Here is a 22,922-nt window from a genome sequence, read left to right as displayed (position 1 = left end):
AGAAAACGTTTACTGGAGAGTTTGTCACAACTTTTTTAATTCTCCATTCATTGAAAGCGTTTTGTTGGTGTGAACTTCTTGTTGCAGTGTATGATAGAAAAAAAGAGGGGGGAGGTATTAGGATGTGTGGTCGTTATTTTTTTGATCTAGAGTCGGAGCTCCTTCAGAACTATTATCGAGAAGCCCAGAAGAAACAACCGGAACAGGCAGCAAAATTAGCAGCTGGAGAAATTTTTCCGTCAAATCTTGTTGTGACATTAAGAAAAGAGGAAGAAAACAATCTCACTCCGGAAATCATGAAGTGGGGATTTACCGGATTTAAAAAAGGACAATTGATGATCAATGCCCGAGCAGAGACAGTAGAAGAAAAAAAGACCTTTCATCAACCATTTTTGCAAAATCGTTGTGTTTTCCCAATGAGCGGCTTTTATGAGTGGAATGAAGAAAAAGACAAATTTATGTTTTCAAATAAGGAAAAAATAGTGTATATTGGCGGCTTTTATCGTAGCCATCACGATGAAAAAACGGCAGAATCGATCATAATGACTACTGAACCTAATCGCACAGTTGCACCAATCCATGACCGAATGCCGCTTGTCTTGACTGAAGAACAAATCGAACCTTGGATAACAGATATTTCTTTTGCGCGAAAAATCATTACTCAGCAGATACCTGAATTAGTAATGGAGAAGGTATAACATAATCGATTTTTCAAAGAAAGAGCGGCAAAAAACAAAAAAGACTTCAGCACAGATCCCAAAAACAAAGAGAACAGAAGAAATGCTCATAAGCTGCATATACTGCATCTATAGAGTCAAAATCGACCTTTCTAAGGTGTATAGCTTCTATTTGTTTTTTACTCGTGCTGCGAGTCTTTTTTTGTTTATACCTAACGATGTTTATCATTATGACTCTTTGAATTCTTGGAATCTAAAATTCAAACTTAACGACTGGTTGGCAGTTGTATATTCTCTGAATTTATAGATAAGAGGTTGCCATTTATCCACATTGATATGAGTTGGATCATGTAAAATCCCTTCTTCTACAAAAATAGCTACGATCTCACATTCTACAATAGCAAAGTCTTCTCTAGTTGAAATTCGTTGAACCAACGTTTCTATTTGAATCGGGCATTCTTTGATCCGAACAGTTGCAACTTCTTCACCTGCTAGTTTTGTGAACTTTCCCAATTGAAATTTGTCAGAGCAAAAGGAATAGCCAGCTTTTTGTTTATAATCGGGCATGATAGGATGGCCTGTCGTCTTTGCGATTTTCTCGATTTTTTCCCAAAGCGTTTTATCTGCAAGATTGAAGGTAGCGGCATGTCCCACTTTTAAATTTGTATACCCTTTACTGTGCATACTGATTCCAATGACAATCGTTTTGCCAAGTGTCCAAGTGGAGCTGATTGGCGTAAGGTTGTCATTACCAGTCATTTCATCCTTAGTCGTCATCAGCACGACGGGAAATCCGTAATAGAAACTTTCTTTTTCCATTTTTTTAAACATAATCCTCACCTCTGAATATAGTATACTAAGCTTATTCCTCGATGCTCATCGATGTGTGAAAGGAGAGAAAAAAATGGCTGGATTTCCTGATCTTCAGCAAACGACTAAACTCTTAGCAGATCATTCGCGACTTGAGATCCTTACTTTATTGATGGATGGAAGGTTCCATACCGTGCATGAACTAGCAAAGAAAGCAAAAATAAAAGATCACACGGCATCTTATCATATAAAAAAACTTCATTCTCTTGATTGGGTGATGTCTTATAAACAGGGAAGAAATGTCTATTATCGATTATCATCTCTGGAAATCGCTGATTTGTTAGAAAATCTTATGGTAGTTAGTCCGGTTAAACCGATCAAATCATTTAATGAAAACAAAGAATATAGTGAATTAAAAGCAGGAAGATCTTGTTATCGGCATTTAGCCGGTGTGATAGGTGTAGTTTTTTTCAACTTTCTCTTTCGAAACAACTATCTTGTGATGGAAAAACATCATGTGGAACTTACAGAAGAAGGCATTTGTTATTTCAAAGACTTAGGAATAGATATTGACGCACTGAAAAAACAATCTGGCGCACTTGTGAAGCCTTGCTTAGATTGGACAGAACGAACATTTCATTTAGGAGGAAATCTCGGGAACGCGTTTTTCCGATGGTGTAAAGAGAAAGAATATATCACATTGAATCCAGAAAACAGAGGTGTTCGCTTAACTGCTGAAGGGAATTTATTTTTCAAGAAATTTGAATCGAGCAAATAGGAAAGTCGTTTCTAATACAATAAAAAGGTTGTGACAAAAATCTTGTCACAACCTTTTTTTCTTATTTCTTGAATGGAGGTGTCCCATACATTTTTGGTGTTACTGGTTCTAATTTTGGTGCAGCGCCTTCGATCTTAGGTTCTTTCAACCATTGATATTCGCCTTCGCCATCCAGTGCTTTGCCACTAGCCCAAGAACCTTCACTACTTTGGTCTCCCTCTGAGAAGTTATAGAAGTCATAAGCAATGTCTTTTCGTTCTTTGTCACGCGGGAAAGTACTTGGGACTAAGATCGAACCTTCTTTTTCTTCTAATTCTTTCACTGCACATTCCCATAGGTTTTGATGATAACTATCTCTTGCAAGGAGAACAGACAGCATATCTTTTACGCCACGATCATCGATCATTTCGTAAATACGTGCTACTTGAAGTCTTCCTTGTGATTCGGCATTTAAATTAGCTCTGAAATCTGCTAACAAGTTGCCACTCGCAATGATATAGGCACCGCTCCATGGATTGCCCACGCTGTCAGCAGGACGAGGTCCTAAGCCAGCTACGATCGCGTGCTGTGGATTCATTCCAGAGATAATGGCACCGATTGTTGGATCTTTTTGCATCGCTGCTTCTTGATCTTCAACAGGCGCACCCTCTAATAAACGAGCAACCATTGTCGCCAACATTTCCACGTGGCCGATTTCTTCTGTTGCAATGTCCATCAGCATATCTTTATATTTTTCTTCTCCTCGGCAGCTCCAACCTTGGAACAGGTACTGCATAGCTACACTCATCTCGCCATATTGGCCGCCGATCAGCTCCTGCAGATATTTCGCGATTAATGGATTCGGACGATCTGGTTTTGCTTCAAACTGCAATTCTTTCTGGTGTCTAAACATCAAAATTCCTCCTAATCTATTTTTAATACATTCTCATTCTGCTACGAAAGATTAAAAAATTCAAAGAAAACGCTCGCGAATTATATGAAGTGTTGGTATCATTAATAATTTTTCGAGAATCATACCTTATAAATTGTTATTTTCAGAACAAAATGATATCGTTATATTAAAACCGACATCGGTTACATTAAAATTTGGAGGTAAAATATGAAAAAATTATTGTTTACAGGATTGCTGGCAAGTTCAGCATTGTTTTTATTAGGAGGATGCGGATCAAGTAATACAAGCGATGCCAGCTCAAGTGCAGCAAATTCTTCTGAAAAAACAAGTGATGGAAGAAAAAATATTGATTTCTGGTCCTTTTGGGGGTCGGGCGCACGAAAAGAAGCCATCGAAGAAATCATTGAGGATTTCAACCAATCACAAGACGAGATCCATGTAAATTATAAGTATCAGCCATGGGGGGATATTTGGACCAAATCTTTATCTGCAATAACGGCTGGAAATGCACCTGATGTTATTGTACAGGATATAAATTCCGTTGCCCAAAGAGCAGAAGCACAGCAAGCAACTAATCTCTCCGAGTATGTAGATAAAGACACTTCTAAGGATTTTTATCCCCAGCTTTGGGACACAGTAGAATATAAAGGTGATCCTTACGCCATCCCATTCAATACAGATACACAAGTCATTTTTTATAATAAAAAGTTATTTAAAGAAGCTGGGATCAGCGAACAAAATCTACCGACAACTTGGGATGAATTAGAAGAAACAGCACGTAAACTAGATAAAAAAGAAGGAAAAGAGTTTACGCGTATCGGTTTTTATCCATTATGGAATTTAGGTGCTGATGTATGGGCATTAAACGCAGACAACGGGACTAGTTGGTTTGATAAGGACGAAAAGGTCAAGATTGATACTAAAAACAAAGTGGAAGCCTTGGAATGGATCCAAGACTGGCAAGATTATTATGGAAAAAATACAATCAACAAATTAGAAGCAGAATTTGGTTCTGGTGTGTCTGATCCATTTATTTCTGGATTAGTAGCCATGCGCGCCCAAAACATCAATTATTACTCTAGCTTGATGGAAAACGCACCGGATGATTTTGATTTTGGCGTGATGCAGCTTCCAGAAAAAGAGGAAGGTTCAGGTCATTGGTCATGGGGTGGCGGATTCGTCTTGGAAGTACCATACGGAGCAAAAGATCCTGAAGCCTCTTATGAATTCATCAAATATCTTTCTTCTCCAGAAGTACAAGAAAAATTCGGCGAAAAAAGTTTTGATATCATGGCAAGCAAGACAGCCAATGAGAATTTAGTGAATAATGATAACCTAACGGACAAAGGGAAAATGATCTATCAAATGGCGGACGAAAATTTTGAAAATACGGTGATCACACCAGTTCCTTTAGATGCACCGGATTATACGACATTAGTGAATGAACAGATCGACCAGATTCTTTTAGGAACAAAATCAGCAAAAGAAGGATTGGCAGATGCACAAAAAGCAGTAGAGAACTTAGTCAAGCAAAATCAATAATCCGTTTTTGACTGTCTAGGTACAGAGGGGGCAAGAAAATTTGAAGCGTTTATCTATCCGAAAGAAAAAAGAAGCAAGATGGGCCTATTTATTTATCTCGCCTTTTATTATCGGTTTTTTAATCTTTATGCTAGGGCCTATGCTTTTTTCAGTTATTGGTAGTTTCACCGATTATAATTTGACATCCAAGATGAATTTCATTGGTCTAGCAAATTTCAAAAGAATGTTCGTTCATGATGATTTATTTTGGAAGTCGTTATACAACACCGTTTATTTCGTCATCTTCAATGTACCGCTGACGACGATTTTCAGTGTGTTTTTAGCCACAGTACTCAATCAAAAAATCAAAGGAATCAGTGTATTCCGTACAGTTTTCTATTTACCGGCAGTCTTATCAGGAGTAGCAGTCTACATCTTATGGATGCAGCTGCTTTCTCCATCTGCAGGATTGATCAACACATTTCTGGGCTGGTTCCATATCCCTGGACCAGCTTGGTTGTTTGATCCACAATGGACGAAACCTGCGTTGATTTTGATGAAAATATGGAGCTCTGGAGGAGCAATGCTACTTTACTTAGCTACATTACAAAATGTTCCTAGATCTTTATATGAATCAGCAGAAATCGATGGAGCAGGCGTTTGGGGAAAGTTCAAAAGTATTACTTTGCCATTAATTACTCCTATTATTTTTTACGATGTGATCACCTCTACGATCGGTTCTTTCCAAATTTTTCAAGAAGCTTATGTCATGACGAAAAATGGAACAGGTGGACCTGCAAATTCCTTGCTTTTTTATAATCTGCATATGTGGAACAAGGCGTTCGTCGCTTTTGATATGGGGTATGCGATGGCTATGTCGATGATCCTATTTCTGATCGTTTTGGTTCTGACCTTCGTCAATCTGAAGCTTGCACCTAAATGGGTCTATTATTCTGGAGGTGACGGCAAATGATGGATTATTTTAAAAAGACCAGTGTGAATCGGCAATCAAAAAAGATGCTGAGCTATGTGCTTATGACGGTAATAGGAATTATTTTGCTCATTCCATTGCTTTGGATGGTATTTACTTCATTGAAACCAATGGAAGAAATCGTTCGTTATCCTCCGACCTTTTTCCCAGAAAAAATCGTATGGGAAAACTATCTGGATACGATTGCCGCATTTCCTTTTTGGCGCTATGCAAGAAATACATTATTCATCACTGTGCTAGTAGTGATCGGTAATGTCCTTTCGAATTCTTTTATTGCTTATGGATTTGCGAAGCTTGATTTTCCTGGGAAAAAGCTGATGTTTGCTTTGGTTCTTTCTACGATGATGATTCCAGGGTTTGTAACGATGATTCCTCAATATGTATTATTCTCCAAGATCGGCTGGGTAGGTACTTATTTGCCCCTGATCGTTCCATCGTTCTTCGGCAATGCGTTCAATATATTTCTGATGCGTCAATTTTACTTATCGATCAATAATGAATTGATCGAAGCTGCTGAAATCGACGGAGCGAATCATTTGTATATTTGGAGTCATTTGATGCTTCCATTGACGAAACCTGCTTTGATCACGATTGCAATCAATTCCTTCAACGCGGCTTGGAATGATTTCTTAGGTCCTCTGTTATATATCCAAGATCAAGAAAAATACACGTTGCAGATTGGCTTGCAAGTTTTTCAGAACCAAGCGACGACACAATGGAATTATCTGATGGCAGGAGCAACACTTGTCTTGATCCCGACGATCTTGCTGTTCTTTTTTGCACAACGTTATTTCATTGAAGGAATGGATTTGACAGGAGGTTCAAAAGGATGATGAATCGGTCGATTGGTAAAAGAGCCAATGATTATTTCTTAGAAATCATTGAATGGATTCCACGTCTTATCCAGTTACAGCTACTGTGGTTCCTGTGCGTCTTGCCTGTTTTCACATTAGGAACAGCAAGTCGAACAGTTCTGTATATGATTTATTATCACAAAAAAAATGAAGAGAAAAAGCTCAGTTCATTATTCTGGAAGAAGTTTCGTGAGAATATTTCTCTTTATGGAAAGCAAGATAGTTTAGCAAGTAGTTATTTTCTTCTTTTATTCATCGATTATCGGATTTTCCATTATTTGGGTGGGGGAATTGGCTATACATTGATGTATACTACGTTGTTTTTGCTTCTATTAAGTGCTGTTCTTTTTAGTTACAAAATCTTGCTTCAACTGGAAAATCAAAAAGAAGTCTCTTGGATTGCAGCATTTTTCTTGTTTTTTAATGATTTTAAAAGTGCACTTTTCTATTTAGCAGGTACGTCGATACTTCTGGTTGCATTATGGTTTGCAGGACCAATCTACCTTGCTTTATTAGGTTTCAGCTTCTTGTTTTATTTTCAAGTCCTGCTTTTTATCCATCGTACGCAAGAAAAGGGTCTTAAAAAGGAGGAATAACATGCTACGTTTGATTGCTAAAATTGATGATAGTATTATCAATAAGTTTGCTAAACAACGAGAAACGGACAATCGGAAAATCAATTTTTTGAAGTTTATCAGTAATATCTCTAATGGCGGTTTTATTTGGCTGCTCCTTGCTACAGTTTTAGTTTTGGTACCTGATACAAGAGAATATGGTCTAGCTATTCTTATAGGCAGTCTAATCTATTTTTTTGTTGGTCTACTTCTCATTAAAAAAACGACAAGGCGGAAACGACCCTATGAAAAAAATCGTCGGCTTGTCCTTTACACAAGTAAACCGAAGACTTCTTCTTTTCCTTCAGGGCATACGGCACTTGCTTTTTTATCTGTAGCAGCGTTGTTCGAGTTAAGTCGTATTGCAGGAATACTAGCTTTTCTATTTGCTTGTTTGATCGCTTATTCAAGAATTTTTTTACTTTTACATTATCCTACTGATGTTTTAGGAGGAGCTATTTTAGGTAGTGTTATCGGCATCTTGTGTGCTGCCGTTATCTGAATCAATTGCATGAATAAAGCATGAATGCGTAAATACGCATTCGTGCTTTGTTTTTTTGTTTTTCAGGGAAACAGTCGGGGATTATTTACCTGTCTTAATAACTTAAGTTTTGCTAAATGAGAACGTTATAAAACTTTATAATCTAATTTTAATAATAAGTGTTGTATAATTGGTGTTTTTTAACTAAAATGGATATCGTTTGATTTAAAGTTAAAATTAAATTAGATTATAATTAGATAGATGCTGTTTTTGGTGTTTGTTGTGAACGAAGGCACATGGTTTAGAAAGGAGTATAAGAATGTGAAAGGGGTAAAATTGAAGCTTTTGCAGTTAGCAGCTGTCAGCCTGCTATTTGGACCGTATTTCCAGTCTGTCTATCATATGACAGCATTGGATGTAGCTGCTGAGTCAACAGAAGTGAAGGAGGATGAGGTATTTCTAGATGAGGACTATGCAAAAATCGAAGGGAGGTATATCGAAAAAGAAGAAACGTTTGAATGGCATCTGGCTTTTGAAAAGAAAGAGAGTGCGAACGAAGGTAGGATACGTTTAGCAATCGATACAGCTGCTGCCGGAATTGGTACTGTAAAAAACGCTCGGGGAACAGGTCTCTCCTCTTACGATGAAGATGGAGAAGACTTAAAAGTCGAGACAATCGATGGTCAAGAATGGTATGTCGGAAAATTTTATTCAAAAGAAGCTGAGACCGGCACATTGGTTTTTGAAACAGAAAAGATTCCAGATGTAAATGAAGGGGAACTACCTCTTCAAGTGGTGGTCGATGAAAGAATAGCTAATCAAGAATTACAAGAAAATGAAACAGATACAGAGGATTCCGCTGAAAATCAACGTAGCGAAGAAAATGAAACGGAAGAGCTGGACGCACCAATCGTGCCCAGCGGTCAAGCACTCCAACGCATTCAACGCCGGTTATTCAACGGTATTTTAGAGCGTCTTGGACCAACAGCTACGCAAGATCCGTATGAATATATCTATCCTAGCGGAATAGATGAAAACGATCAGCACCGCTATCCACGATTTACAACGAATGACTATACGAAAATATTAGGAGATTGGTCACAAAGCAATGAACGCTATCAGGGAGAAAAAGGCTCACCATATGATGGAGAGAACTTAATCGATGATAGTGATTACACAATCGGGGGAGCGAACTGGCGAAATTACGACTATGCGGCTGATAATGGATCAACTGCAAGCGAAGAAGATGTAAATGTTCCAGCGCAAACTGTTCAGCTTTGGGGAGATGAACGGAATTTTGAAAACAGTTACTTGGATTATAACGGGGCATATATCAAAAAATGGGTAGAACCAGTTCCCTCTAACAATCCAACGGCTGACTTACATCCTGAAGATGCAACGACACTTTATAACGTTTATCTAGATGTGATTGGAAGTGAGAAACAAGAAATCAGTCCAATCGATATCGTTTTTGTTCTAGATAAATCAGCTAGTATGAATGAAGGGACACTGGAAGGCGGAGGACAAAGTAAAAATGCGGCACTGATAGAAGCGGTAAATGAAATTAGTGAAAATCTGCTATCCGACCCAAATATGGATATTCGGATCGGTATGGTGAATTTTTATCATAATAGTACAGTCATCAATAACCAGGAACAAATCAGTTCGGACATCTTTCCGTTGACAAATGACATCAATCGTTTAACGGGAAGTGAGAATACAGCACTAAATCGTACACCCATCGGAGGAACGCCGCTTACACTAGGACTTAAAAATGGCTATGAAACATTGTACGCGGATAATGGCGGAGAAAATAGAAATCCTGAAAAGATCCTGATCGTCGTAGGAGACGGAACACCAACCTTCAGTTATGCACCAGTAGAAAGTCAATCTCCAATAGCTTGGTGGGCGCCCTGGAGTGTCATGGAGGATAAAATTGCTGTAGACGATGGCGATCTGTTCAGAAACTTTGAAGATTTTGATGATGACGATAACACTACTAATGCAGGATTCACTCGTCCAGTTACCTATGCATCTGACTTTGACCGTCCTGTTAATGGAACAAACGTGCAATATCGTTACGGAGAAGTAAAAGAAGGTGATAATAAAGCGATTCACTGGGTTGGTACAGGAAGCGCAAGCAATGATACTAACGGTAGTCCAACTTCACAAGAAAAGTCGTCAGCCATCAATACTGTTGCATATCATCATTGGCTGAAAAACAAGTACCAAGAGAACCCGCCAAGTATTTTCTCCATTGGGTTAGGAATCGACGGAAGTATTGCCGGCAGACAGCGGCTCGATGCAATCGGACGAAATGTATTAAAAAACATTGCTGATTTAAATGATGATGGCACAACACCGCGTTATTACGATGCGAATAACAAGAATGACATCATTACAGCCTTGGAGGATATCTCCTCTACCTTCAAGAAAACGATCCAGCAAGCCACACTTTATGATGAAACTGGATTTAATGTTTCACCGTTTGGGGCTGGCAGATCGGCGGATATTCAGTTTTACCATCTAGATCCAGGAGAAAATGGCATGAAGTACCAAGAGCCAGAAATATGGGATGAAGCGCGTCATGGACAAGCACCACCAGAAGTAGTGGCGACACCGACAACGTATGTCGGCCGTGACAATCAGGCCTATAAATTTTCTCCGATTTCTTTAGGTGAAGGGGAAATGGTCAGAATCAATTATCAAGTAAAATTGGATGCAGGAGCACAAGACGGGAACTTCTATGCAGTGAACAATATGGCCTATATCCAAAATCTGGAAGATTATGATAACGATATCACATCTGGTCGAATGTATTTCCCAACGTCCTCTATTCGTTATGAACACAAAGACCGTAATTTCCAAGTTAGCAAAACAGGGCAAAATGGGGAACCTTTAGCAGGAGTCGAATTTGCTCTATATGACCAGGACCCGGATAGCGGGGATGTGGAACCGATTGAAACGAGAACAACTACCAACGATGGACTCGCAATCTTTGAAACGAAGATCCCTGTGCTGGGGGATGAAACAGGTGCTGTCAGTGATATTTTCTGGATCAGAGAGATCGCTGGACCGCCACGTTATCAGTTGGTAGATGAGACATATCAATTCCAGATCAAAAAATATGCAGCCTCCGAAGATGAGATGCTAGGGCACTATGAGCTTGTGGACGAAAATACAACTGGAACGAGGTTTGGCGGACCAGAAGGAACAGACCAAGATTCCTATTATGAAGGAGAGTATCACAAGCTTTCTGTTGTACAAGTGCCCAACATAGACGGAACAGATTATGATGAGCTGTATGTCAAATTGGAAATGCGGAATGAATTCAAGCCTGTCCACATGAACATCAATAAACTGATTGAAGGAAGCACTATGCCAATCAATGGGGCAGAGTTTGAACTGTATAAAACTGATGGAAACGGACTCGAAATTGGAACGCCAGTAGCTAAAGGAATCTCTGGTGCGAATGAAGCAGACGAAGAGAAAGGGATGCTTACGTTCTATTCAGTAGATGAAAATGGTGAATATTTGCTCGTGGATGGTGAGAAAGTCATTCATCCCATCGGAGAACCAGATTCGTTTATTTATACGGACAGTGAAGAAAATGCCAACTATGCAGAATACAAAATCGTTGAAAACAAAAGCCCAGAAGGTTTCAAAGAACCTGACGAAAACGACACATGGATCTTGCGACTGTACGATAATGAGACAGGTACCATCCAGCTTAGACAAACAGGTGAAGCAAACTGGCAATATCTCACTTATTCAACAGACGAAGAGGGACGATTATGGGTGGTATTCACTGCTTACAATACGTTTGATTACCGGGAGATCCGAGTTAGAAAATTAGATCATGAAGGCAATCCTTTAGATGGTGCAGGTTTTGATATCAGTAAAGTGGGGGATTCTTCCTTCCCACTGTATCGAGCATACACAGGCAACCCGTTAGAACCCGAAGAATCAAGACGTTTGTCTGGAATCGGTTACTTCTATCTTTATACAGTCGGTGTAGAGAAATATGTCGATTTAGAATACAGCCAGCCGCTGCGTTTATCTATCGGCGAATATGAGGTCTCAGAATCTGTGGCACCAAATGGGTATCAATTGTCTGATCAAGTATTCCAGTTTGCCCTGAACGAAGAAGGGAAATTTGTCATTGGAGAGACAGTCATCGAAGACGAAACTGCTCCATTACCGGAGGGTTATGACATCATCGATGGTGTATTACAAGTAACCTTAGAAGATGAACTAGCACCAATCGATCTGGAACTTTTGAAAGTTGACAGTATGAGTAGTCGACGTCTTGAAGGCGCAGAATTTTCAATTGAAAAACAAAATAATGCAGGAGACTATGAACTCATCGACGGAGGCTTGGCACCAGATCCAAACGATTCTTCCCTATTCAATGCTTTGGATTTGACGGAAGGATTCTATCGGATCAAGGAAGTGAAGTCGCCGGACGGCTACAGGAAACTTCCAGGCTACTTTATTTTAGCAATTAGTTATCGAGAAGAACCAGAAGTGGAAAATGATCGGGTCATTCCAGGAAAAGAAGCCGGGACACTAAAAGTTGAGGTCTCTTATTATCCAAACGAAGAAGCAGAGACTCCTGATCTGCAGCAAGAGTTAGAATATGAACTTTTGGATACGAACCGAATCAGGCTACAGCTTAGTGTCGGGAATGATCCTGAAAATCCATTGCCTGCTACAGGGGGATCCGGACGATTATTCTATATCCTGCTTGCTGCATTCTTCGTGGCACTTGCCGGTGCAGCCTATGGTTTGTATGTCAGACAATCTAAAAAGGAGGGGGCAAGGTAATGAAAAAGCTGTTGTGTTTGATGCTTCAATTACTTGTTTTACTGCCATTTGTAGCAGTCCTTCTTCCTCAAACGATGTCGGCAGAAGAATTAGGGGAAGACGTTGTGGAATTCGTATTGCATAAACGGATGATTCGAGATATCGATTATAACGACCAATTTGAATTCCATGAAAATGACGGTCTGGCTATCTCTGAGGAAGCGGGAATAACAGCAGATATCATTTCGCAGACGGTCCCGTTAAATGGAGCGACATTCGCCGTTTACGATATGACCGATTATTATCATGAAAAAAAAGCTGCTGAGAACATGACCTCTAGAGAATTCGTCCAGCAAATCGCTGAAATGAGCAGAAACAATATCCGTCAGTTGATCACAGAAGAAAGACTTGCTCAGGTTGGGGAGTCGGTAACGACTGGAAAAGATACGGTTGGTGGATTAGGAGATGGGATTGCACGCATCCAAGTACCTAAGAAAAACCAAGATCGAGATGCAATTTATTTGATTTTTGAAGAATCAATTGATCCGGAAATCGGGTTGAATGTGGATATCGATCAAACAGCAATCCCGATTGCTGCTGTTTTGCCGATCTATCATCCAACAGAACCAACCGAGGAACTGCAAGAGATCCATATCTATCCTAAAAATGTCGGTTATTTAAGAGATCCATACTTTTTCAAGTATGGACGACAAAGAGGAACAACTGAAAAAGGACGCCCATTAGAAGGTGCTGTTTTTGCTCTGTATCAGATGATAGAAGGAGAAAAATATTATTTAGACATGGCTCCTGCGAATGACTTGAAAAATCAATGGATCAAACCAGCAAACAACGATCCTTTGAATGATAAAAATGTAAGCAAATTCATTTCAGATAAAGACGGTCTAGTCACGACAGGTCAACGATTCTTGCCCTCTGGTACCTATTATTTTGAGGAATTGAAAAGTGTAGAAGGGTACGAAATGGACGAAGCAAGTAAGCGAATCGAGGTCATTGTCCCTGAATCTTGGGTGGATGCAGAAGGACAGCCGCAATAATATGTAATGGTCAATGGGCAGAAGATGGCTGAATTGGAATCCGGAAAAGTTCCAGCCTCTGCCTATGAATCAGCAACACCACGCGTGTATAACGAGACCATAAAAGAAACGACGGACAAACCGAAAGAACCAAGTGGACCAAGCAATCCAAATCAACCTGTGAAAGGGTCCGTATTTCCACAAACCAATGAAGCAAGAACACTGATTTCTTTGTTAGGAATCCTTTTGTTGTTAGGTGCTGTTTTATTAATAAAAAAAGAACGGGGAGAAAAAAATGAATAAAAAAATGATGACCATGGGGATGAGTGCACTGTTGCTCGCAACTGTAGGATTAGGAAGTTTTGGAAATGGAAAATTAGTTCACGCTGAAGAAGTCACGGAAAAACCAAGTGAAGTGACGATCACATTACACAAAAAAGCATTCACGACTGTGCCTGAAGAACGACCGAACAGCGGGTTGGTATCAGATGATTTTGGCAATGAGAATCTTCCAGGCGTCGATTTTGAAATGTTTGATGTTACAGATGTCTATTATAATTTGCTGAAAGATGACCCTAGAACAACTGACATAGATGATGATGGGTTAGAACCTGCCGCTGCGATTGCTTTGATCCAATCAGATCACACAGCAGCATGGTTTGTATCTTATGGTATCGAAAGTATAGATAAGCAGACGACTGGCGAAAATGGTGAAGCTGTTTTTGAAAAGGTACAAGTAACTGAAACAACGGGAGAATTAAGAGATAAAGTCTATCTCTTCTTAGAAACATATTCACCAGCTCATATTTCAAGAATCGCGTCTCCAATGGTTGTCATGATGCCAGTTATGATGCCAGATATTATTGGCGGTGTATGGGATGGAACCTCTTGGAAAGATACGTACAACACCGATGTACACTTGTATCCTAAAAATGAAATCCAAGATTCTTCCAAAGAAATGAATGTAGATGAAGCAGACGTTAGAACAGTGACGATTCGAAATGAAAATGGTGAAGAAGAAACGATCCGATATGTTGACTTGGAAAAAGGAAAAACAGTTTCTTATACAATAACTTCACCGATTCCTTACTTTATTGATGAACTTAATGAGGACAATACAACAGTCATCACGCATTTCACGATCACAGATACGCCAACAGAAGGTTTGAGTTATTTTGATCAGGAACTCCTTGTGCAAGCAGGAGATACAACACTGGTAGAAGGTACTGATTATACAGTAACGAAAGTAGGAAACGGTTTTGTCGTGGAGATCATTCTTGAAACAGGAGGTATACCGAACACAGCAACACTGGAAAAATTAGGGAATCATCGTGGCGGGGAATTGACTGTTACCTATGACTTGCAAGTCAACGCAGTCATCAATGCAGACGAATTCCATAACAATACAGCGTTGATCGAAATCGGTAGAGGTGACGAGTATGACTACAACGAACGTCGCGTGCCACCAGAAGAAGTAACGACTGGCGGGAGAAGATTTGAAAAGTTTGATGCTTCAAGCAATGCTTTACTAGACGGTGCAAGATTTGAATTGTGGAACGAAGAGAAAACTGCTTATGCTGTTTTCTATAAAGATGGCGTACGTTTACCTGTTTATGAGTCAGGTGCTGATGCAGAAGAAATCACAATCGATTGGGTAAGTGATAATAGTGTAGAGGCAACAGAATTTGTCTCACGCGACCAAGGATACTTCGAAGTTGTTGGATTAGATTACGGAACATACTTTATGAAAGAAACAGTAGCACCAGAAGGATATGTTTTACCAACAGGTGAAGCAACTTTCACAGAGTTCAATGTAGAATATGGTAGCTATGATGATGAACTTGTGATTGTGGACTATGAGTATCCAGGAGCAGCGCGCGTACCAAACGTAAGACAAGGATTTCTTCCTTCTACTGGAGGAAACGGGATCTTAGCATTCTTGCTGATCGGTCTAAGTTTGATGATTGGGGCCTACAGCTGGTACCGTAAATCTAAAATGAAGTCTGAAGTATAAGCAACAAAAATAAGCTGCAGCAATCGGTTTTTATAAAGGTTGCTGCAGTTTTTTTAAATAAGAAGGTGAAGAAAATGAAAAAGAAAACAGAGAAAAGACCTCAAACAAAAATCAGTATTTTATTACAATTATTCATGGCAGTGATGTTTCTTACAGGAGCTGCAGTTTTTACATATCCATTTTTAGCTGATGCTCTCAGCAATTATTTGGACCAAAGAAGGATTGAGAATTATCAAAAACAGCTTGCACGAGAGAAAGAAGAAAAACAAGAGCAACGATTAGCGGTACAAGAAAAGAAAAATCAGGCGCTTGCTCGTACGGCATCCATCCCAGGAATGGGTCAAGTCAAAGATCCTTTTGAACAAGCGGTTAGAGATGTCCGAAACCCAGGAAAAGAATACTACGAACAACATATGATCGGAGCAATCTATATTCCGAAAATCAATGTTAGCTTGCCTTTATTCGATGAAACAAATGATCTTTTATTAGATAGAGGAGCGACAGTTCTACAAGGTACCTCTTTTCCAATTGGAGGAGAAAATACACATTCCGTAATTACCGCCCATAGCGGTGTTGCTGAGAAAAAATTGTTTACAGATCTTGAAAAAATGGAGAAAAAAGACCGTTTCTATCTTGAAGTATATGGTCAGATGCTCGCTTATGAAGTCGTTGAGAAAATCGTTGTCCTTCCAACAAAAACAGATACATTAGCAATCAGAGAAAAACAGGATCTGGTCACACTTATCACTTGTACACCTTATGCTGTGAACACCCACAGGTTATTAGTGACAGGAAAGCGAGTCCCCTTTACAGAAGAAGCTTCTTCAAAGATGGAACAGACAAAAAGATACCATCTTTATCGATTACTTGCGCTCTTACTAGGGGTATTGCTAATACTAACTCTTTTCGGTTATTGGGGTTATCGAAAATTTAAAAGACAAAAACAACGAAAGAAAAATAACAGATAATAGACCAATTATTAAGAATAACATAATAAATTTAAGCTGCTTGGAAGAGACAAACGCGATTAAATCGCCTATTTCCAGTTTTTTTTAACGTTTTCTAAAATGACATTTTACAGGTAAGCCAACTTGTTTCACAAAGGCTTCTTTGATATTGTAGAAGCAAGAAGAAAGATGGAGGGATTTTTTATGGCAAAAATCATGGTAGTCGAGGATGAAGAAATCATTCGACAATTGATTATGGAAGAACTTGAGAAATGGCAATTCGAAACCTTTGGAACGACCGATTTTAACCAAGTATTTTCAGACTTTGAAAGAGAAGAACCACAGCTTGTATTGCTAGACATCAATCTTCCTGTTTTGGATGGGTATTATTGGTGTCAAAAAATACGTGAAGTATCGAAAGTACCAATTATTTTTATCTCCAGCAGGAATACGAATATGGATATGATCATGGCCATGAACATGGGAGCAGATGATTTTGTGACAAAGCCTTTCCAAATCGATGTACTGATTGCCAAAATCAATGCGTTGCTTCGCCGTTCTTATAATTACACAGAATTATCCAGTGAGATGATGAGCCATAATGGTATTACGTTGAATGTCGACAACGGAAGTATGGAGATTAATGGAGAGATCATTGATTTGAGCAAAAATGAATACCGCCTGCTATTTATTTTGATGAAACACAATGGAAAGATCTTAAGTCGTGAAAAATTGCTGCGAGCACTTTGGGATGACGAGCGGTTTGTAGATGACAATACATTGACAGTGAACATCAATCGGTTACGCCGGAAAATCGAACAGGCAGGTATCCAAGGATATATCGAAACAAAAGTAGGACAGGGATATATCGTTCCCTGAAAGGATGAGCGGTTAAGATCAATTTCTTTAAATATTTGAAAGATCAGTGGACATTGATCTTGGGATGGCTGTTTTTTATTGCTTTAACGATCTTTGTGATGTGGTTAGCCCCAAATATCAAAGTGGATTTGAGCACGATTGCTTATTTAGCTTTGATCGAGGGCGTCTTTCTGATTTTTTATCTGCTAGGTGGCTACTTGAGCAAAAGAAGATGGTGGGGGAAGTTAGCTGACATACAAAAAACATCTCCTTTGCAAAATTATTTGAGTGGCGGGCGGACAGAAGAAGAAAAACTGGTAGAAGAATATATCAATCAGCTGATCCGCGAACATCAAGAAGTGATGCAATCAGCAATCAGCAATCAACAAGACCAAAAAGATTATATTGACTCATGGGTCCATGAGATCAAAGTACCACTTTCCGCTTCCAAGTTACTGGTTCGTTCGATCGAGTTCGATATTGACGATCAAAAGTATACCTTACTCGAAAATGAATTATCAAAAATCGACGAATACGTAGAGCAAGTCTTGTATTATGCAAGACTCGACAGTTTCTCGCGGGACTATCTCATCCAAGAGTATGGATTGAAAGGAATCATCCAGCCTGTGATACGCAGTCAGGCCAATTATTTTATCCAAAAAAATCTTCGCTATGAAATCATTGGTGAGGATCATACTGTTTTGACTGATGCTAAATGGGTCGCTTTTATCTTCAACCAGCTGCTTAGCAATGCCATCAAATATACGCCAGACCACGGAAATATCATGGTGAGCATAAAAAAGGAAGCGCAAGGAGTCAGCCTTTCTGTTAAAGATTCAGGAATTGGTATCCCGGAGGAAGATTTGAAACGAATCTTTGATAAGGGATTTACTGGAAGAAATGGACGACTTAGTAAAACGCATTCAACAGGGTTAGGCCTGTACTTGGCAAAAAATCTGGCAGAAAAATTAGGTATCCGATTAACCGCTGAATCAACTGAAGGAAAAGGGACGACAATGACTTTATTTTTCCCAATCTTAAATTTTTATAATGAAAAACGTTAGAAAATCGTTAGAAACGAAAAAAAATGCTTGTGTTGTTAACGTTTTCGCTGATAAGTTTCTTATCATGTGAAATAAAAGGAGATTGGTTATGGAAATTTTAATAGCATTAGTCCCTATGTTGGCATGGGGTAGTATTGGTTTAGTAAGTGGTAAAATTGGTGGCGATGCCAATCAACAAACACTAGGAATGACGATCGGTGCATTTCTGTTTTCTTTAGTTGTCTTTTTCGTTGTTAGTCCTGTAATCACCCCTTGGATTTTCTTGATCGGATTTTTATCTGGCTTAGCTTGGAGTGTTGGACAAAATGGACAATTCCATGGAATGAAGTACATGGGTGTTTCTGTAGGGTTACCATTGTCTACTGGTTTTCAATTAATTTTGAATACGATTGCGGGAGCCGTTTTCTTCCAAGAATGGACACAAACGAAAGATTATGTATACGGTATTATTGCTTTAGCTCTTCTTGTAAGCGGTGCGTATTTGACGGCACGACAAGATGACGAAGGAAAAATAGATACAGATAATAAAATGCTTGATTTTGGTAAGGGCTTTAGAGCATTGATCTTCTCTACGATTGGTTATGGCGTATATACGATCATTGTCAACTGGGCGAATTTGGATGCGATGTCAATTATCTTACCTCAAAGTATCGGAATGATCTTAGGCGCAAGCTTCTTTGCTTTCCGTAAAGTTAAAGTAGATCAATTTGTATGGAAAAACATGATCTGTGGATTATTATGGGGCTTAGGTAATATCTGTATGCTTCTAACAGTCAAATCCCTTGGTTTAGCTGTTGGATTCTCACTTTCACAAATGGGGATCATTATCTCTACTTTAGGTGGGATTTTCATCCTTGGCGAAAGAAAAACGAAAAAAGAGCTCATTTATGTTATTGTTGGTTGCCTTTTAGTCATTTTAGGTGGTATCCTTTTAGGGTACATGAAAACAGTTTAATCACTGTTTTCCAACCTAAAATGGGGAGGAACTTCAATGGATTTGTTTCGTAAGAAAGAGATCAATCTCAATCATACGAGTGAGATGAAAAAAGAACTAAAAACGTCTGATTTGATCATGCTTGGAATTGGCGCGATCATCGGTACGGGAATATTTGTGGTGACAGGGGTTGCGGCCAATCAAAATGCTGGTCCAGCACTGTCACTTTCATTTGTCTTAGCTGCAATCGTTGTCATTTTGTCTGGACTGAGTTTCGCAGAGTTTGCTTCGCGAGTGCCAGTGATCGGTGGGCCATATGCCTATCTGTATGTTGTCTTTGGTGAATTTGCTGCTTGGTTGACAGGGTGGTTGTTGATTGGGGAATTTTTGCTAGCGGTTTCCTCTGTGGCTTCCGGCTGGTCTGGCTATATGCAAGGTTTCTTGAAAAGCTTAGGGGCCGAACTTCCACAAGCATTAACTGGCGGGTACAATCCGGAAAATGGTACATACATTGACTTGATTGCGGTGCTAGTAGTGATATTCGTCACTTACATCGTGTCGCTTGAAGCCAAGAAAGCATTACGTTTGAATAATGTTATGGTATATGTCAAATTTGGTATCATCGCGTTGTTTATCATTGTTGGGATATTTTTCGTTAAGCCTGATAATTGGCAGCCATTCATGCCTTTTGGTTTTTCCGGTGTGCTAGATGGTGCAGCTCTTGTGTTTTTTGCTTTCTTGGGATTTGATGCTGTTGCAATGGCAGCTGAGGAAGTCAAAAATCCACAAAAAGACGTACCAAGAGGGATCATTGGTTCGATACTGATCGCTACGGTCCTTTATATTATCGTGACATTGATTTTGACAGGAATCGTTCCCTATACTGAACTAGGCGTTAATGATCCAGTGGCCTTTGCCATGAGGTATGTAGGACATGGGACAGTTGGCGCAGTGATCGCTGTAGGGGCAATCTTGACATTGTTGACGGTGACGATCTCGATGATGTATTCACTCGCTCGTTTACTATTTGCTGTCAGCAAGGATGGTTTGTTACCTAAATTTATGACAGAAATCGATCAAAAGCATCGTACACCGAAAAAAGCGACTTATGCCGCTGGTGTGGCAGCTGTATTCTTTGCCGGATTTTTCCCATTGAATGTATTAGCGGAACTAACGAATATTATGGCTCTCGCCTATTTGATGCTAGTTAGTCTAGGCTTACTGAAGTTAAGAAAAATGTTTGGCAAACCCAAAGCAGGAGAATTCAAAGTTCCATTCGTTCCGGTCTTGCCAATCGTATCGATCTTGACTTGTATCGTATTGATGCTTCGTCTGCAAACGGTGACTTGGATCGTGTTCGGTATCGTAATGGTTATTGGACTAATCATTTATTTTGGCTATGGCTATGGACACAGCAAGATGAACGAGAAATAGACTCCAATGGAGAAGTTAGAAGAAAGATAAGAAAAACGCCCATCAACAGTTTATTACACTGTTGATGGGCGTTTGTTTTAGTAACAAGCGAAAGATGATCTATTGGGTTAAATCCAAAAGTTTTTGTTTCAGATCTTCTTCCATGTGTCCAAGTTCTACTTCTGCATGACGACGTTTTTCTTTTCCTTCTTTTTGGATACGCAAAGTTTCTTGGATTGTTTCAATCAAATCGTTTTGTGTAGTTTGCAGGGTCTCAATATCCACGATTCCGCGTTCGTTTTCTTTCGCTGTTTCGATGGCTGAGATTTTCAGCATTTCTGAATTTTTCTTCAATAAGTCGTTTGTTGTTTCAGAGACTTGGCGTTGAGCGGTCACTGCGTCTTTTTGACGAAGCAAGGTCAATGCGATCACGACTTGGTTTTTCCACAGCGGAATGGCTGTAGCGATAGATGCTTGGATCTTTTCAGCTAAGGCCTGATTCGTGTTTTGAATCAAGCGGATTTGTGGGGCTTGCTGAATCGTAATCTGTCTAGCTAAGCGAAGGTCATGCGTACGTTTATCCAGACGATCTAAGAATTGCGTGTAATCGTTGGCAATCTGGACATCCATCTGGTCACCAGTTTCTTCTGCTTTTTTCATTGCTTCTGGAATGATCGTTGTTTGAAGTTCTTCCATTTTCAATTCTCCAGCAGCAATATAAATATTCAATGCATCAAAGTAGTCTTTGTTTTTTTGGTAAAGCTGTTCTAACATCAGATTATCTTTTAACAGACCGTCTTTTTCTTTATCTAATTTCACTGAGATCTTGTCGATTTGTGCACCAATTTTTTGATATTTTGCTGTCACTTCATAAATCGATTGTTTGACCTTACCGAAGACACGTTGGAAGATATTTCCTTCTCCGGCACGCAGTTCATCAGGGTTGGCTTCTTGGAGACGATACATCAGTTCAGTCAACGAATCTCCGACTGGGCCAATATCTTGAGCTTGTACGTGATTCAGCATTGATTGTGAGAACTCACTTAATTTCGCTTGAGCAGCTGAGCCATAGCTGATGACAGACTGTGCATCATTGGCATCGATTTTTGCTGCCAGCTGTTTTGCTTGTTCTTGGCGTTCCGCCGGTAGTTTGTCAATTAAGCGAGCAGCTGTCTGTTGTTCTTGGAGCTGATCAATCTCCGCTTGTTGTGAAGTGGTCAGCGTGTCTGTGGGGGTTGAAAATGGGTTGTTCAATAAGTCTTCAAGTGTATCGTTAACTGGTGTGACATCTTTTGTTTCAGTCGGTTTATGATCCATAAAAAATTCCTCCTTGTCGAATCTGTTCTCGATTCTTACATGAATGTCTCTACTTTAGAAAAAGTACTCGAAACAGCCAGACATCATCTGAATGTTCCGAGTCTTTTTTATGAACAAAAGAGTTACTCTTTTTGTTCTGGTTCATGTTTATTATCACGCTTTAAGCTTTGTTTCGCAACAGATATCTCTACGTCGATGTCGTCTAGGTCATCAGCGACGAATTTTTGATAATCTTGTGCGATCAAAGCGGATAGCTGATCGATGATCTGCGCGCTTTCTTCTAGTTTTTCATAGGTTTGCTTGTTTTTGATCTCATGGTCATTGATCTCATTATACTTATTTGTCAAATCAACTAGATTCGGCAGATGCGTATAAAGAAATTGACTTGCTTCATGTAGTCGATTTGGTTCCTTCACTAATTTTTTGAATAAAGCTTTTGCCGCTTTGACTGGGTCATGACGGAGATCGATTGCTTTAAGTTTGGCTGTCTGCTGCATATTCGCTTGCAACTGATTGATCTCATTTTTTGTTTGATTCATCGTTTGTCGGAAAAATGAGATTTCATTCGCTGTCATACCGCTTTTTTCATAGTGAGTCTCAAGTTCGTCAGTCAGTGCAGGGATTTCTTCTTGTTTTCCTTTTTTCCTGCGCGAACCGAAGAGCCCCCACAAAACTAGAACTACGCCTATCAATAAAAGTCCTAGAACAAAAGAAAAACCATTGTTTCGGACAAAGAGAAACAGCAAGACCAGTGCTAGAAGCCACGGCCAATTTCGTTTTATCATAATAAGCCCTCCAAGTCATTTATCATTGAGTATTGAATTCTTTCCGTTATTCGATTACATTCTTATTTTAGCATACTGACTACTAGAAAGAGTATCGGACTAAAGAAGGATTTTCTATATTTAGAGAAAATC

The 22,922-nt window shown here is 39.4% G+C and carries 18 protein-coding genes and 1 pseudogene; 15 read left to right on the top strand and 4 right to left on the bottom strand.

The genetic code is table 11. From position 1 onward, the window contains the following. The first annotated feature begins 122 nt into the window (after window positions 1–122). Window positions 123–698 (top strand): SOS response-associated peptidase, encoded by a 576-nt coding sequence (locus ESP02_RS05200; protein ID WP_010731963.1) that lies wholly within the window; start codon window positions 123–125, stop codon window positions 696–698. Between the two features lie 207 nt (window positions 699–905). Here ESP02_RS05200 and ESP02_RS05195 read toward each other — a convergent pair whose 3' ends face one another. Beyond that, window positions 906–1,436, bottom strand: a complete 531-nt coding sequence (locus ESP02_RS05195; protein ID WP_229216140.1) for a flavin reductase — start codon at window positions 1,434–1,436, stop codon at window positions 906–908. A 145-nt stretch (window positions 1,437–1,581) separates the two neighbouring features. Here ESP02_RS05195 and ESP02_RS05190 point away from each other — a divergent pair, with 145 nt between their 5' ends. Next, entirely contained in the window at window positions 1,582–2,265 is a 684-nt protein-coding gene (locus ESP02_RS05190) for a helix-turn-helix transcriptional regulator (RefSeq protein WP_025478539.1), read from the top strand. Window positions 2,266–2,326: 61 nt separating this feature from the next. Here ESP02_RS05190 and ESP02_RS05185 read toward each other — a convergent pair whose 3' ends face one another. Then, window positions 2,327–3,157 carry a manganese catalase family protein gene (locus tag ESP02_RS05185; protein WP_002286789.1) on the bottom strand — a complete coding sequence of 277 codons (831 nt, stop codon included), beginning with the start codon at window positions 3,155–3,157 and terminating at the stop codon, window positions 2,327–2,329. Window positions 3,158–3,364: 207 nt separating this feature from the next. Between ESP02_RS05185 and ESP02_RS05180 the strand changes: the two genes are divergently transcribed. The 13 genes and pseudogenes from ESP02_RS05180 to ESP02_RS05120 all read left to right on the top strand — a co-directional run bounded on the left by ESP02_RS05180 (window position 3,365) and on the right by ESP02_RS05120 (window position 20,709). Then, window positions 3,365–4,699, top strand: a complete 1,335-nt coding sequence (locus ESP02_RS05180) for an ABC transporter substrate-binding protein (protein ID WP_002374943.1) — start codon at window positions 3,365–3,367, stop codon at window positions 4,697–4,699. Between the two features lie 40 nt (window positions 4,700–4,739). Beyond that, window positions 4,740–5,651: a carbohydrate ABC transporter permease gene (locus ESP02_RS05175; RefSeq protein WP_002291248.1), complete on the top strand. Its 912-nt coding sequence runs from the start codon at window positions 4,740–4,742 to the stop codon at window positions 5,649–5,651. Further along, on the top strand, window positions 5,648–6,502 hold the full coding sequence (locus ESP02_RS05170) for a carbohydrate ABC transporter permease (protein ID WP_002308183.1): 855 nt from the start codon (window positions 5,648–5,650) through the stop codon (window positions 6,500–6,502). Before ESP02_RS05175 ends, ESP02_RS05170 begins: the two co-directional genes overlap by 4 nt. Beyond that, complete coding sequence (locus ESP02_RS05165; protein WP_002374945.1) at window positions 6,499–7,119, top strand: YesL family protein; 621 nt, start codon at window positions 6,499–6,501, stop codon at window positions 7,117–7,119. The genes ESP02_RS05170 and ESP02_RS05165 overlap by 4 nt, the downstream gene beginning before the upstream one ends. Before the next feature lies 1 nt (window position 7,120). Next, entirely contained in the window at window positions 7,121–7,639 is a 519-nt protein-coding gene (locus ESP02_RS05160; RefSeq protein WP_002374947.1) for a phosphatase PAP2 family protein, read from the top strand. A 300-nt stretch (window positions 7,640–7,939) separates the two neighbouring features. Further along, entirely contained in the window at window positions 7,940–12,445 is a 4,506-nt protein-coding gene (locus ESP02_RS05155; protein ID WP_025478540.1) for a SpaA isopeptide-forming pilin-related protein, read from the top strand. Next, window positions 12,445–13,761: pseudogene (locus ESP02_RS05150) on the top strand (pilin N-terminal domain-containing protein). The gene ESP02_RS05155 and the pseudogene ESP02_RS05150 overlap by 1 nt, the downstream one beginning before the upstream one ends. Next, the gene (locus ESP02_RS05145; RefSeq protein ID WP_002374955.1) at window positions 13,754–15,472 is read left to right on the top strand and encodes a SpaH/EbpB family LPXTG-anchored major pilin; all 1,719 of its coding nucleotides are present in this window, start codon (window positions 13,754–13,756) and stop codon (window positions 15,470–15,472) included. The pseudogene ESP02_RS05150 and the gene ESP02_RS05145 overlap by 8 nt, the downstream one beginning before the upstream one ends. Before the next feature lie 74 nt (window positions 15,473–15,546). Continuing rightward, entirely contained in the window at window positions 15,547–16,440 is an 894-nt protein-coding gene (locus tag ESP02_RS05140; RefSeq protein ID WP_002374957.1) for a class C sortase, read from the top strand. A gap of 183 nt (window positions 16,441–16,623) precedes the next feature. Then, window positions 16,624–17,298, top strand: coding sequence for a two-component system response regulator SapR (gene sapR, locus ESP02_RS05135; protein WP_002291233.1), 675 nt, complete (start codon window positions 16,624–16,626; stop codon window positions 17,296–17,298). A 17-nt stretch (window positions 17,299–17,315) separates the two neighbouring features. Beyond that, window positions 17,316–18,341 carry a two-component system sensor histidine kinase SapS gene (gene sapS / locus ESP02_RS05130; protein WP_002374966.1) on the top strand — a complete coding sequence of 342 codons (1,026 nt, stop codon included), beginning with the start codon at window positions 17,316–17,318 and terminating at the stop codon, window positions 18,339–18,341. 88 nt (window positions 18,342–18,429) lie between these two features. Further along, window positions 18,430–19,296 (top strand): GRP family sugar transporter, encoded by an 867-nt coding sequence (locus tag ESP02_RS05125; protein ID WP_002291228.1) that lies wholly within the window; start codon window positions 18,430–18,432, stop codon window positions 19,294–19,296. A gap of 36 nt (window positions 19,297–19,332) precedes the next feature. Next, on the top strand, window positions 19,333–20,709 hold the full coding sequence (locus tag ESP02_RS05120) for an amino acid permease (protein ID WP_002374969.1): 1,377 nt from the start codon (window positions 19,333–19,335) through the stop codon (window positions 20,707–20,709). Window positions 20,710–20,808: 99 nt separating this feature from the next. On the opposite strand, the gene ESP02_RS05115 is transcribed toward ESP02_RS05120, so the two are convergent. Next, complete coding sequence (locus ESP02_RS05115) at window positions 20,809–22,005, bottom strand: toxic anion resistance protein (RefSeq protein WP_002374970.1); 1,197 nt, start codon at window positions 22,003–22,005, stop codon at window positions 20,809–20,811. Between the two features lie 122 nt (window positions 22,006–22,127). Next, window positions 22,128–22,790: a 5-bromo-4-chloroindolyl phosphate hydrolysis family protein gene (locus tag ESP02_RS05105; RefSeq protein WP_038398443.1), complete on the bottom strand. Its 663-nt coding sequence runs from the start codon at window positions 22,788–22,790 to the stop codon at window positions 22,128–22,130. Window positions 22,791–22,922 lie beyond the last annotated feature (132 nt).

The sequence above is a fragment of the Enterococcus sp. NBRC 3427 genome (assembly GCF_007996925.1).
Taxonomy (GTDB): Bacteria; Bacillota; Bacilli; order Lactobacillales; family Enterococcaceae; genus Enterococcus_B; species Enterococcus_B lactis.
This window is presented reverse-complemented; position numbering and strand designations above follow the sequence as displayed.

What these genes read in the sequence shown, in the direction of transcription:
- ESP02_RS05185 (WP_002286789.1), bottom strand. Translation starts at nt 3,157, where the DNA reads ATGTTTAGACACCAGAAAGAATTGCAGTTTGAAGCAAAACCAGATCGT.
- ESP02_RS05195 (WP_229216140.1), bottom strand. Translation starts at nt 1,436, where the DNA reads ATGACTGGTAATGACAACCTTACGCCAATCAGCTCCACTTGGACACTT.
- ESP02_RS05125 (WP_002291228.1), top strand. Translation starts at nt 18,430, where the DNA reads ATGGAAATTTTAATAGCATTAGTCCCTATGTTGGCATGGGGTAGTATT.
- ESP02_RS05115 (WP_002374970.1), bottom strand. Translation starts at nt 22,005, where the DNA reads ATGGATCATAAACCGACTGAAACAAAAGATGTCACACCAGTTAACGAT.
- ESP02_RS05165 (WP_002374945.1), top strand. Translation starts at nt 6,499, where the DNA reads ATGATGAATCGGTCGATTGGTAAAAGAGCCAATGATTATTTCTTAGAA.
- ESP02_RS05140 (WP_002374957.1), top strand. Translation starts at nt 15,547, where the DNA reads ATGAAAAAGAAAACAGAGAAAAGACCTCAAACAAAAATCAGTATTTTA.
- ESP02_RS05190 (WP_025478539.1), top strand. Translation starts at nt 1,582, where the DNA reads ATGGCTGGATTTCCTGATCTTCAGCAAACGACTAAACTCTTAGCAGAT.
- ESP02_RS05120 (WP_002374969.1), top strand. Translation starts at nt 19,333, where the DNA reads ATGGATTTGTTTCGTAAGAAAGAGATCAATCTCAATCATACGAGTGAG.
- sapR (WP_002291233.1), top strand. Translation starts at nt 16,624, where the DNA reads ATGGCAAAAATCATGGTAGTCGAGGATGAAGAAATCATTCGACAATTG.
- ESP02_RS05180 (WP_002374943.1), top strand. Translation starts at nt 3,365, where the DNA reads ATGAAAAAATTATTGTTTACAGGATTGCTGGCAAGTTCAGCATTGTTT.
- ESP02_RS05105 (WP_038398443.1), bottom strand. Translation starts at nt 22,790, where the DNA reads ATGATAAAACGAAATTGGCCGTGGCTTCTAGCACTGGTCTTGCTGTTT.
- ESP02_RS05170 (WP_002308183.1), top strand. Translation starts at nt 5,648, where the DNA reads ATGATGGATTATTTTAAAAAGACCAGTGTGAATCGGCAATCAAAAAAG.
- ESP02_RS05160 (WP_002374947.1), top strand. Translation starts at nt 7,121, where the DNA reads ATGCTACGTTTGATTGCTAAAATTGATGATAGTATTATCAATAAGTTT.
- ESP02_RS05200 (WP_010731963.1), top strand. Translation starts at nt 123, where the DNA reads ATGTGTGGTCGTTATTTTTTTGATCTAGAGTCGGAGCTCCTTCAGAAC.
- ESP02_RS05145 (WP_002374955.1), top strand. Translation starts at nt 13,754, where the DNA reads ATGAATAAAAAAATGATGACCATGGGGATGAGTGCACTGTTGCTCGCA.